The organism is Microbacterium binotii, assembly GCF_021398715.1.
Classification (GTDB): Bacteria; Actinomycetota; Actinomycetes; order Actinomycetales; family Microbacteriaceae; genus Microbacterium; species Microbacterium binotii_A.
The window spans coordinates 2,709,347-2,721,866 of record NZ_CP090347.1; the positions used below are offsets into that span (position 1 = coordinate 2,709,347).

Here is a 12,520-nt window from a genome sequence, read left to right on the forward strand (position 1 = left end):
CCTCGTTCATGTCACGAACGACCCGCCGCGCCGTCACCGTCGCGACCATCACCGCCATCGCCGGCTCCGTGCTGCTGGGCGGCACGGCCGCATCCGCTGCGACGCAGGGCACCACCACCGCACCGACCACGGCCGGATCCGACGCCACCGGCGAACGCTCCAGCTTCGTTCTGCCGGTGCTGCCCGACACGCAGTTCTACTCCCGCTACAGCGCGTCGCAGTTCGTGCCCCAGTACGGCACGAACCCCTTCGAGGTGCAGACGCAGTGGATCGTCGACAACCAGCGCGAGCTCAACATGCCCTTCACGGTGCACGTGGGCGACGTCGTCGACCAGCAGGGGCAGAGCGGCGAGTGGGATGCGGCCGCCAAGGCCATGAAGATCCTCACCGACGGCGGCATGGAGTACTCGGTGCTCCCCGGCAACCACGACGTGAGCGACATGAACGCCCGCTCCTCCGTCGGCATCTCGGGCAGCTACCTCGCCCGCTTCGGCGAATCCCAGCTGCGTGCCCAAGCGGGCGACGGCCTGATCGGCACCTTCCAGAACGGGCTCTCCTCCGCCTATCTCTTCGAGGCCGAGGGGCACACGTGGATGTCGCTCGCGATCGCGTGGAACGCCTCCGACGACACCTTCGCGTGGGCGCAGGGCGTGCTCGACGCGCACCCCGGCATCCCCGTCATCCTCTCCTCGCACGCGATCATCGGCATCGCCGAAGACCAGGTGTCGCCGGCATCCTGGTGGTGGGGAGAAGAGCTCTGGAACCGCCTCATCAAGAGCAACGACGAGATCATCCTCACCGTCAACGGTCACTTCCACGGCTCCACGTCGCAGACCCGCACGAACGACGCCGGCCACCCGGTGTACCAGGTGCTGACCGACTACCAGATGGCCGCCGACGGCGGAAACGGCATCATGAGCCTGTTCGAGTTCAACCTCTCGGGCGGCGACATCACCCTATCGACGATCTCGCCGTGGGTGCCCAAGAAGCACGCGAACTCCGTCACCTCGACCGACGCTCCGGTGCTGACCGGCTCCGGGCAGAGCATCACGATGCCGCTCGACTTCCGCTCCCGCTTCGGGTGGACGATCGATGCGTCGCAGGAAGACGACGTCGACCTCTCGGCGCGCGCGAAGGCGATCGTGTCGAAGGGCTGGAACGGCTCGAACGGCGGCACCGCTCGCGCCGTCGCCGGCGCCTCCAACGACTACGTCCACGTCGACGGCACCGTCGCGCATTGGCGTTTCGGCGGAGTGCCCGAGGGCGTCGTCGACGAGAACTCGGTGGTCCCCGACGTCGCCGGCGACAGCCCGATGTACCGCAACGCGATCGATGAGACCGACGCGAACGAGGCTCTCGACGACGTGAAGGTCTCGCATGAGAACCACGCCTACTACTCGTCCGACTTCGGCGCGGTCTGCTTCAGCAACGTCTACCGCAACGCCTCCGGACCCGACAACCTGTCGTTCCTGTCGACCGAGTACGGCGCGCCGGCGACCTTCGCCGACCTGACCGCCTCGACCGGCTACACGCTGGAGAGCTTCCTGCAGCTCGACGAGGGCTGGACCGAGACGGCCAACCGGTGGGGCGCGGCGATCACCCGCGGTGGTTCGCGCGAGTGGACCGGCATCCGCGATTCCGCAGACCCGGGCGCCGGCGCCGCCTGGCTCGGCATCTCGAGCCTGCGCGAGTACCAGTTCTCCGCCGGAGACACCACGACGGGCAACTCGTACACCAACTGGTCGGGCGAGATCATGCCGGGCTCGTGGCACCACGTGGCGATCGTCAACGACCCCGACGCCCGCACCGTGATCATGTACGTCGACGGCGTGCCCGTCCTGCGCAACGCCTCGAACGTCGGCGGGATGATGGCGGCCGACTTCATGCCCTGGATCATCGGCACGTCGACGTGGGACACCGAGCCCGACCACGGCTGGAACGGATGCGTCGGCGAGACCCGCATCGTCGATCACGCCCTCTCGCAGAGCCAGTTCCTCACCGAGCGCGTCGACATCGACGGCACGGGCGCGAACTTCGCCCTTACGACCGACACGGGCACGGTGCTCGCACACGACGCGAAGATCACCGAGTTCACCGGCACCGGCTTCCCGAGCGCGAAGATCACGGTCACGGCGGGACAGGCGCGCCTCGGCGAGACCGTCGTCGCGCCGGACGGCACCTGGAAGGCGACTCTCGACGCACCCGTCGCAGGCTCGGGCGCACACGCCTTCGCCTTCACGCAGGCGATCGGCACCCGCTCCGGCTCGCCCTTCGAGGCGACCGTGACGATCGGTGAGAACTCCGCCTGGAGCCCCGTCGAAAGCGACCTGACCGACAGCCTCGAGGGCCTCATCACCGTGACGCCCGAGAACTTCGTGCCGGGCCAGGCGATCAGCGTGCGCGTGCCGGAAGGACACGAGGGCGAGAAGCTGTCGGCCTTCCTCTTCTCCCAGCCGACCGGCCTCGGGCTGGCGACGGTCGACGGCGGATCCCTGCGCCTCGTGACGCCCGCATCCCTCCCGCTGGGCGTGCACCGTCTCGCGGTCTACACCGCGGACGGCACGATCCTGGGCTGGAGCAACGTGCTCATCAGCGCACCCGTCACCGGCACCGACCCCGCACCCGTCACCGACCCGACGGCTCCGATCGCCGCGGGGCCGGGAGCGTCGGGCGCGCTGCCGACCACCGGAATCGAGGCCGCATCCCTGGTGCTCCTGTTCGGGGCGGGGCTCGGGGCGCTCGTCTTCGGCGTCGGCGCGGTGCGTCGAGCTCGCCGCCGCTGAGCGGACCTCGTGGGGCCCCTTCCGCATCTCGCGGGAGGGGCCCCACGAGCACGTGTCAGCGTCCTTCGCCGCGCCCCCGCACGATCGCGGTGTCGAGGTAACGACGCAGCGAGACCTCCCGCACGTGGTTCCAGCCCGTGCGGACGCGCACCATCGTCACCCCGCGTGCACGCATCGCCAACGCGACGTCGTGAGATAAGCGCACCCGATCGTCGACCGGGCGCCAGGCCATGCCAACATATTCGTCAAGCACCCGCGCCCCGTCGATCTTGTGAGATGCACCGGCCATGGCGACTCCATCCGAGCTCGCACGAGAACTGCTCTTTCACACCATGTATACATGGCGTGAAAGCGGTCGGGCAAATGGACGTGACCAGCACAGAACCACCGCAATCTCCCGCACCGACGAGCGACCTCGCCGCCCGATCCCGACCCGGAAGAGGATGACCGCCCATGCGCGACTACTTCGGCGGCGACGACCACGAACTGTGCCCGGCCTGGTGCACCGGCGATCATGAACTGTCGGACGATCTCCGCCTGGCGCACCGCAGCGAGGCGACGTCGGTACCCGCGGTCGAGCGCGTCGACGATCCCGTGGGCAACGCACCTCAGGCCGCCACCGTGAACCTGATCGTCGGACTCGAGAAGTCGGCCGCCGAGCTCTGGGTGTGGATCGGCCCCGAAGACGACGCGGGACGCGGCCTCACCCTCAGCGCCGAGAGCGCCCGCCGCCTGCAGACCGCCCTCGGCGACATCCTGCACACAGCCCGCACCGGACGCGCGCGCGGCGGAGACTGATCTCCCCCACCCGGCGCGTCCCCATGTACCATGTAAACATGGTGTCGCGGCGGTCCGGCGGCACAGCGATGGTCACTGGACGTGGGAATCCAGGGACGCGTTGCGGTCTCCGTGGGGCGCAACGCCTGGCTCCCCTTCGCGCGCTCACCCCCTCGCACGGCGAAGGGGAGCCAGCACAGGCTCACGCCTTGCCCGCAGCGCCTTCTCCACAAGCAGTTTCCTCGTCCGCGTGAATGGTTCAGAGTTGATCCATGACGATCACCACGGCCGAGCAGTGGACGCAGTACTGCCGGATGCTGGGCGAGAATCTCTCGACGGCGCGCGCCGCGCGAGGCCTCAGCCAGGAGCAGGTCGCGCGCGCTGCCGGTCTGGCGACATTCACCTACCAGAAGCTCGAGAAGGGCGAATCCAACCCGGGCAGCCCCGCGAACCCGCGACTGCACACCCTCGTCTCGCTCGCCCTCGTGCTGAACCTGGAGCTCGCGACGATGCTCCCCTCCGCCGCGCTCGCGAAGGCCTGACCGCCACCCTCGCACGGTCGCGCTCTCACGGATGAGGCGCCTCGGGCGCATCCATACACTGACACCATGCCCGCATCCCGCATCACACCGACTGCGGCCATGCTCGATCTCGCGGGGCTGACGGGACCGGTCTCGCTGCGCGAGGTGAACGAGTTCTATCGACGCACCGGGGTGCCCGTGGCCCGCCGCTGGTGGTCGGTCACCCTCACGATCGCAGCACTGCTCGCCGCCGAGGCGATCTTCTTGAAGGTCATGATGCCGGCGTTCGGACTCGACGCCGCGCTGTCCGACGCCGTGTACGGCGGCTTCCTCGTCTTCACGGGCCTGTACGCGCTGGGACTGGGCGCCGTCATCTGGCGCAACGCCGCGCGCCCCGCGCGCATCTTCCGCACCGCCGGCGCGAACCACCTCGCCTACAGCGACCGCGGCACGGTCGGCCTGCGCTTGCCCGGCTCCGTCATGGCGAGCCCCGACGCGTTCGTCGTGACGGCCGATGTCCTGAGCGGGGGACCGCCCGACAACGACCTCCCCCGTTTCATGGCCGCGACCCTCGCCCCGCACGTCGCGGGCACCCGCCGTCGCCACGGCATCGCCGCCATCGCCCTCGACCGGCAGACTCCCCACATCGTGCTCGAGAACCGGCGCGCCCGCGTGCTGCGCACGACCGGCCGACGATTCCGAGGCGAGCAGAGACTGCGCCTGGAGGGCGACTTCGACCGCACCTTCACCCTCTTCTGCCCGCGCGGTTACGAGACCGACGCGCTCTACATCTTCACGCCCGACCTCATGGCGCTCATGATCGATCTCGCATCCGACTGCGAAGCCGAGCTGATCGACGGCTGGCTCGTGCTCTACAGCGGACACCCCTGGCGCCTCTCGACGCCGCGCGGCTTCACACGACTCATCTCGCTCGTCGACCTCATCGGACGCAAGATGCGCTCGCGCACCGAGCTGTATCGCGACGAGCACGCGGATGCCGGAACCGCCATCGCGATCCCCGGTCGCCGCCTACGCGCCCGCCCCTCCTGGGGAGCGGTCGCCTCGACGATCGTGCCGGCCGCGTTCATCGCGCTCGGGCTCGTGTCGATGATCCTCGATCTGCTCTGAGGGATGCGGAGAGAAACCTCCGTCCGTGAGCACGTCTTGATTCGAACATTAGTACTATACATGAGGCTCACATCGCGTTAGAATACGAACATGTCTTCTAACGCGTATCGCCCCGTCGGGTTCTCCGACGCGGATGCGGCGACGCTCGCCGAGATCGCCGCGGCGGTCGAGAAGACCCAGGCCGATCTCGCCGCCCTCCAGGCGCGCATGACCCGCGAGCTCGCGCGGGCAGAAGAGCTCGCCTGCCGCCAGTCGTCCGGGGCGACGCGCAGTGCCGCCGCCGGCGACATGGCGCACCGCGCCATCGCCTCCGAGCTCGCCACCCCGCTTCGCATCGCCGACCGCACCATGCAGCGGCGCATGACCCAGGCCGCCGAGATCGCGCACGAGTACCCGGCCACACTCGATTCCCTCGCCGCCGGTCGGATCACCATGGGGCACGTCCACGCCATCGCCGACGCGGGCGCGCATCTTCCCCGCGAGGCGCGCGCAGAGTTCGAGGCGGCAGCGCTCCGCAAGTGCGAGAACGACACCGTCGGGCGCGTGCGCCCCGCCCTGCGCATGCTCGCCGAGCGTCTCCACCCGCGCACGCTCACCGAACGCCACATCGAAGCCCGCGAGACGCGAAGCGTCACCCTCGACCCGCTCGACGACGGCATGTGCGAACTCACGGCGATCCTCCCCCTCATCCTCGGCGAGGGCATCCACAACCGACTCACCCAGCAGGGCACAGCCCTCCAAGACGAGCGGATGCGGGCGGTCGAGCGCCTGCGCGAGTCCCGCGCGGCGGACCGGCCCGCATCCGAGGCCGACGAGGTCCTCGCCTCCGACGGCCGCACCATGGATCAGCTGCGCGCCGACATCTTCGCCGACATGCTCCTCACCGCTCAGCCCAGCGCCGACCCCACGCGCACCGACGACCGCCCGGGCGCGCTCGGCGCGATCCGCGCGCACGTGCAGGTCGTCGTGCCGGTGCTCGCGATCGCGGGAACGCACGAGCATCCCGCCGATCTCGCCGGTCGCAGCCCGGTCGACGCCGAGACGGCCCGGCAGCTGGTCGGCGCAGAGTCCGGCTGGGATCGCATCCTGACCCACCCCGTCAGCGGCGAGATCCTCGCGACCGACCGCTACCAGCCGACCCCCGACCTCCGCCGCCGGCTTCGCGCCCGCGACGCGCACTGCCGCTTCCCCGGATGCCGGGTGCCGGCCATCCGCTGCGAGCACGACCACACCGTCGACTTCGCACTCGGCGGCAAGACCCGGCTCGACAACCTCTCGGGGCTCTGCCAGCGACACCACTCGATGAAGCAGTTCACCGCGTGGAAGGTCACCCAGATCGGTGACGGGATCCTCGCCTGGACCTCACCGCTCGGACGCCCCTACCTCGACCATCCGCCCGCGCCGACGGTGCACTTCGTGCCCGATGAGATTCCCCTCGGCGTGCCATCGCGCTATGACGATGACGACGACCCGCCGCCCTGGGAGAACGCCGCCTGAACCCGGCCGGCAGCATCCCCGCTCATCGCGATCACGTAGAACTGCTCAGTTCTCACAGCGGGTGCGGGGTCGATCCGCGCCCGCGGGCACTCCCGCACGACACCGCCTCGGCGCGAACATCATGCCCACGTGACTGCCCGGTGAGAACCGCTTTCTTGATGAAGCGTTCGCCCCGCGCGCGTTCCACGAAGCACCGGGCGAAACCTCGCCACTCCCAGCGGAAACACAAGGGACACATAGCGATGACACGGTGAGGCCGCTCCACCGACACCGTCACCCGAACGCTCCGGCAGCAAAGGTCTGTACATCCATGCCCGATTCCCGCGCCCGCCGCCCCCGCAGCGGCCCCCGCCTCCGACGACCAGTGATCATCGCCGCGCTCGTCGGCCTCGTGATCGCCCCCCTCACTGCCACCGCCGTCGCCACCGCGGTCTCGGCCAACGCCAAGACCACCGCGATCGCGACACTGTCGGCTACCGAGGGCGTCGTGGGCGACGCGCTCACCCTGACGCTCGACACCGCCGACGCCGACGATGTCTACGCCGCCGCCGTGAGCCTGAGCTTCGACGCGTCTCGCCTGACCTTCGACGAGGAGGCCGTCACCAGCGACTTCCCCGGCATGTACAGCGTCGTGGGCGAGATCGTCGGCGACGAAGGCCACCTCGACTTCACGCTCACCCGGCTCGGCACCTCGAGCGGAGCCGTCGGAGACTTCTCACTCGGCGAGCTCGGCTTCACCTCGGCCGCGTGGGGCGACGCCGCGATCACGATCGACGCCGTGACCCTCGTCGACAGCGAGCTCGGCCGGATCGAGCAGAAGCCCGGAACGACCCTCACGTTCCGAGTTCCCGCACCCCCCGAGCCCACGGTTCCACCGACGGAGCCGACGGAGCCGACGGAGCCGACCACTCCGCCCATCGAACCGACCACTCCCCCCACGGAGCCCACGACGGCGCCGACCGAGCCGACGAAGCCGACGACACCGAACCCGCCCGCGACTCCGAGCAGCCCCACGGTCATCTCGGCCAGCGGTTACGGCACGACGGTCGCGAAGCCCTCGTCCGGCACGGTCGTCGCCGCACCCCAGTCGAGCGCCGCGCCCACCAACCAGACGGCGCAGATCGAGGCATCGACCTCGAAGCCCGGACTGGGCGACACCGTCGAACTGACGGTCACCGGCCTCGCCGCGAACACGGCACATCGCATCGAGCTGCACTCCGACCCGATCGTGCTCGGCACCGCGGTCAGCGACGCGGCGGGCTCGTTCACCTTCACGGCGACGATCCCGAAGACCGCCCCCACCGGCGAGCACGAGATCGTCGTCCTGGCCGACGACGCCGTGGCGGCGACCCTCCCCATCACGATCGCGGAGGCGACCGCATTCCCGACACCGACGGCCAGCCCGACCGCTTCCGCCACCGCGGCCCCCGAGGTCGACACGGATGCGGCATCGTCCGCCGGCTCCGCCGACGGCCTCGCCTGGTGGATCTGGGTCGTCATCGCACTGATCGTGGTCCTCATCGCGGCCGTCATCGCCCTCACGATGTCCCGCAACCGCAGCAAGGAGAAGAGCGAATGACGCACGTATCCATCGCCCCCGTCCGCCGCGCGACGCTGCTCGCCGGGATCGGCCTCGCCACCGTCGGCGTCCTCGTCGCCGGTGCGACGCCCGCCTACGCCGCCGACGACTCGGTCAGCTACCTCGCGCCGGAGTACCAGGTCGGCGAGCTCACCGGCGACGGCAAGGTCGACACCGACGACCTCGCCATCCTGATGACCGCCGTCGGAAAGACGTCCGATGACGCCGACTGGGAGACCGTGGCCGCGGCCGACGCCGACGGCGACGGCGTGATCACCGTCCTCGACGTCGCCGCGCTCTCCAAGGCGTACCTGTACGACGACGACCCGTTCGAGATCCTGGAGACCGATGTCGTCGCCGTCCAGAAGGCGATGACCGCCGGCGTCCTCACCTCCGAGCAGCTGACCGCCGAGTATCTCAACCGCATCGCCGCCTACGACCGCGTCGCCGGCATCGACCCCGCCACTCCGGCCGAGATGCTGGAAGCGATCGTCGCCACCAACCCGAACGCGATGGCGGAGGCGAAGGCGCTCGACGCCGAACGCGCCACAACCGGTCCGCGCAGCATCCTGCACGGCATCCCGGTGCTGGTGAAGGACAACATCAACACGCTCGACATGGCCACGACAGCGGGCTGCGCCTGCCTCGCAGACAACCGCACCTCGACCGACGCGGAGACCGTGGAGCGGCTGAAGGCGATGGGAGCCATCGTCATCGCCAAGGCCAACCTGTCCGAGTTCGCCCAGTCCACGGCATCCTCGATCAGCAAGTACGGCACGACCCGCAACGCCTACGGGCTGGGACGCGACCCGGGCGGCTCGAGCGGCGGCACCGGTGCATCCGTGTCCGCCAACCTCGGCGTCTTCGGACTCGGAACCGACACCGGCGGCTCCGTGCGCGTCCCGTCCTCGTTCAACGCGCTCGTCGGCATCCGCCCCACCATCGGACTCGTGAGCCGCGAGGGCGTCATCCCTCTGGACCTCTACCGCGACACGGTCGGCCCGATGGCCCGCTCCGTCTCGGATGCGGCACTCGCTCTCGATGCTCTGGCCGGCAGCGATCCGATGGATGCGGTCACCGCCGGCGCCGACGGCGTCAAGCCGCTGTCGTACGCACAGGCCCTCGACCCGAAGGCACTGCAGGGCAAGCGCATCGGATACATCTCGGGCCTCGTCTCCGGCAACCAGAACGCCGTCGGATTCCGCCTGGTCCGGGGCGCGTTCGCCGACCTGGAGGCCGCCGGCGCCACCGTGATCGACGTCGGGAGCTTCGGCACGGTCAACGGCTACGGGCTCGGGAGCCTGCCGGGCAGCTCCTCGTTCACCCACGACATGAACGAGTACCTGAACGCCTACTACCGGCCGGGCTACACGTTCGCCGACCTCGCGCAGCGGGTCACCGACGCGGCGACCAGCGGCGGCCCGACCCTCTCCACCTGGTCGGCGGCCACCGTGCGCGGCTGGGCCTCGACGAGCGACGCCACCCGGGATGCGGCCTACCCGAACTTCAGCCGCACCCAGCAGGCGATGCGTGACCGCGTCGATCAGCTCATGGCCCAGTACGACCTGGATGCCGTCATCTACCCGAGCACCGGCGGGACGGTCGGCTCCCCGGCCAGCAACAACCGCATCAGCGCGTTCAGCGGCTACCCCGCGGTCTCGGTGCCGATGGGTTTCGCCGACTCGACGCTCGACGAGACCAGCTACAGCGGATTCCCGATGGGTCTGGAGTTCCTCGCCGAGCCGTACTCGGAGTCGAAGCTCCTGGGCTTCGCCTACGCGTACGAGCAGCAGACCCAGCACCGCCGGCCGACAACGCTCTTCCCCGACCTCGCGGGCTGAGCATTCCGCACGGCCACGCGCGCCCCGCTCCGCTTCGGCGGGCGGGGCGCGCGTGGCTCTGCCCGTTCACAGACCTTCCCCGCCGGTTTCTGTCCCCGCCTTCCCCTGCCCCTCCCACCAACCTTCAGTAAGGCGTAAGGTTGAGGACATGGAGACCTTCCTACTCCGCCTCGACCGTCTCGCCGGCGGCCGCATGGCGGGCTACCGCGTCGACCGCCCCGACGACCCTCGTGTGAGCCGCGCCTTCCGAGCGATCACGATCCTGCTCGTCGTGTGCTTCCTGCTCGGCATCGCCACCATCGTCACGTCGGCCTGGCTCACCGCATCCGGCGAGGACGTGGGCTTCGCCGTCTGGATGCGGTGCCTCGTCGTCCTCGGCATCACCACGACCCTCTTCTACTTCCTGTGGCGTGCGCGCGCCGGCTGGTACTGGGCGATCCGTCGCCTGCAGCTGTTCAGCCGGATCTTCCCGATCGTGGCCCTCGTCCTCGCAGCGATCCCGGGGCTCTACCCGTGGTGGGTCATCAGCGAGCAGATCGTGTTCGCCATCCTGCTGATCGGCGTCTCCGACTACCTGCAGTCCGACTACCTCCGCGCCGCCTACCCGAAGCCCACGCGCCCCTAGCGCAGCGACGGCCCGCTCGTCGGCTGTGGCGCTCGCGCGCCGGCAGTGGCATGGTCATCTCATAACGGGGTGATCCGAGGAGCAGCAATGCCGTTGTTCGAGATGGAGGCGAGCCCCCGGGGCCGCATGCGCGTCTTCGGGCGCACGCAGCTGCCGTTCGCCCTCGGCGCTGTGTTCATCGCCGCCGTCGCCGCGCTCGTCGACGCGTCCCTGCTGGGGCGCTGGCCCATGATCACGGGCTTCGTGCTCACCATCATCGCCACGTGCGCCGCCATCGCCGTCCCGTGGGAGCGCCTGCATCCGGCGGCCATGATCTCGATCGCCGTGCTCGACATCGTCACCGTCGCGTTCCTGCGCGCGGAACTCGCACCGCTGGTGCCCGCGGTCACGATCCTCGCCCTCTTCCCCCTGCTGTGGTTGGCCTACGGATTCCGCTGGTACGGCATGATCGTCGCCGTCATCGGCGCCGCCTTCATCACGTCGTTCCGCTTCGTGTACGTCGCGCGCTGGCCCTCGAACCCCGCCGAGTGGGCGAACGTCGTCACCTTTCCCGTCCTCATCCTCGGCGTCGCGGTCATCGTCTACATCGCCGCGAACCAACTGCGTCGCAATGGCGCGCGCCTCGCCGCAGCGTCCCGTGCGCAGTCCGAAGCGCTCCGCGACGCGAGGGATGCGGAGGCGATCGCCCGCGGCATCCTGAACACCGTGAGCGCGGGGGTGGCCTTCTACGACGCCGATGGCCGCCTGGACGTTGCGAACACCACCGCGCGCCGGATGACCGATGTCGCGGGCTTCCGACTCGACACCCCGCCCTACAGCGGCGAGCACGCCTTCAGCGCCGACCGCGTCACCCGCATCCCGGACGAGGAGCAGATCATCCCGCGGGCCCTGCGCGGTGAGACGATCGCCGACCACTTGGAGTGGATCGGTCCACCCGACTCGCAGGTGGCGATCATCGCCTCATCGGGACGCGTGCACCGCGAGGACGGCGTGCTGCTCGGAACCGTCGTCGTCGCCTACGACGTGACCGAGCTGGCGGATGCGATCGAGGTGCGCGAACACTTCCTGCGCACGGTGTCGCACGAGCTGCGCAGCCCGATCACGAGCATCACCGGCTTCCTCGATCTGATCGACGAGGCCGTCGACCCCGCCGACACGAAGGTGCACGACTACATCGACATCGTCACCCGCAAGACCAACGACCTGCTCGACCGCGTGCGGGACCTTCTGTCGGCGAACGACGGAGCCAAGTCGCCGAACTGGGCCAGCAACGACGCCGCCGTGCTCGTCCGGGATGCCGCGGAGAGAACGCGTGGTCTCGCCGACAGCCACGACGTCGTCGTTCAGGCCACCGGACCCGATACCCTGCCCGTTTTCGCGGACCGTGAGCAGCTGACGAGCGCGATCGCCGAGCTGCTCACCAACGCCATCAAGTTCGGTGATCAGAGCGCCGTCGTCACCGTCCGCTACGGCCTCGTCGGACGCCGCGTCACGATCGCCGTCACCAACTCCGGCCACGGGATCGCGCCCGGCGAACAGCGCCGCGCGTTCGACCGCTTCTACCGTGCGCCGTACGCACGCGCCCAGGCGATCCAGGGATTCGGGCTCGGCCTCACCAACGTGCGCGCGATCGTGGCGGCTCACGGTGGCCACATCCACATCGACAGCGTCCACGACGAACACACGACCTTCACGCTCGACGTCCCCCAGCACCCCTACACCGTCAGCCAGGCCTGACCCGTCCCCGCTGCTTCCCCAACGCGCCCGAA

The 12,520-nt window shown here is 69.7% G+C and carries 10 protein-coding genes; 9 read left to right on the forward strand and 1 reads right to left on the reverse strand.

Going from position 1 to position 12,520, the window contains the following annotated elements; translation table 11 throughout:
* Positions 1 to 8 precede the first annotated feature (8 nt).
* Positions 9 to 2,783: a LamG-like jellyroll fold domain-containing protein gene (locus LXM64_RS13205; RefSeq protein ID WP_234073597.1), complete on the forward strand. Its 2,775-nt coding sequence runs from the start codon at positions 9 to 11 to the stop codon at positions 2,781 to 2,783.
* A 55-nt stretch (positions 2,784 to 2,838) separates the two neighbouring features.
* Here LXM64_RS13205 and LXM64_RS13210 read toward each other — a convergent pair whose 3' ends face one another.
* Entirely contained in the window at positions 2,839 to 3,015 is a 177-nt protein-coding gene (locus LXM64_RS13210) for a hypothetical protein (RefSeq protein ID WP_234073598.1), read from the reverse strand.
* A 221-nt stretch (positions 3,016 to 3,236) separates the two neighbouring features.
* Here LXM64_RS13210 and LXM64_RS13215 point away from each other — a divergent pair, with 221 nt between their 5' ends.
* From LXM64_RS13215 to LXM64_RS13250, 8 genes are all read left to right on the forward strand, one after another.
* Positions 3,237 to 3,581, forward strand: a complete 345-nt coding sequence (locus LXM64_RS13215) for a DUF6907 domain-containing protein (RefSeq protein WP_234073599.1) — start codon at positions 3,237 to 3,239, stop codon at positions 3,579 to 3,581.
* A 251-nt stretch (positions 3,582 to 3,832) separates the two neighbouring features.
* Positions 3,833 to 4,102, forward strand: a complete 270-nt coding sequence (locus LXM64_RS13220) for a helix-turn-helix transcriptional regulator (protein WP_137418985.1) — start codon at positions 3,833 to 3,835, stop codon at positions 4,100 to 4,102.
* 66 nt (positions 4,103 to 4,168) lie between these two features.
* Positions 4,169 to 5,209 carry a hypothetical protein gene (locus LXM64_RS13225; RefSeq protein ID WP_234073600.1) on the forward strand — a complete coding sequence of 347 codons (1,041 nt, stop codon included), beginning with the start codon at positions 4,169 to 4,171 and terminating at the stop codon, positions 5,207 to 5,209.
* A gap of 90 nt (positions 5,210 to 5,299) precedes the next feature.
* Positions 5,300 to 6,706: an HNH endonuclease signature motif containing protein gene (locus tag LXM64_RS13230; protein ID WP_234073601.1), complete on the forward strand. Its 1,407-nt coding sequence runs from the start codon at positions 5,300 to 5,302 to the stop codon at positions 6,704 to 6,706.
* A 310-nt stretch (positions 6,707 to 7,016) separates the two neighbouring features.
* Positions 7,017 to 8,285 (forward strand): cohesin domain-containing protein, encoded by a 1,269-nt coding sequence (locus LXM64_RS13235; RefSeq protein WP_234073602.1) that lies wholly within the window; start codon positions 7,017 to 7,019, stop codon positions 8,283 to 8,285.
* Positions 8,282 to 10,126, forward strand: a complete 1,845-nt coding sequence (locus LXM64_RS13240; protein ID WP_234073603.1) for an amidase family protein — start codon at positions 8,282 to 8,284, stop codon at positions 10,124 to 10,126. The genes LXM64_RS13235 and LXM64_RS13240 overlap by 4 nt, the downstream gene beginning before the upstream one ends.
* Positions 10,127 to 10,274: 148 nt before the next feature.
* The gene (locus LXM64_RS13245) at positions 10,275 to 10,751 is read left to right on the forward strand and encodes a hypothetical protein (RefSeq protein ID WP_234073604.1); all 477 of its coding nucleotides are present in this window, start codon (positions 10,275 to 10,277) and stop codon (positions 10,749 to 10,751) included.
* Positions 10,752 to 10,838: 87 nt separating this feature from the next.
* On the forward strand, positions 10,839 to 12,488 hold the full coding sequence (locus tag LXM64_RS13250; protein WP_234073605.1) for an ATP-binding protein: 1,650 nt from the start codon (positions 10,839 to 10,841) through the stop codon (positions 12,486 to 12,488).
* The last annotated feature ends 32 nt before the right edge of the window (positions 12,489 to 12,520 follow it).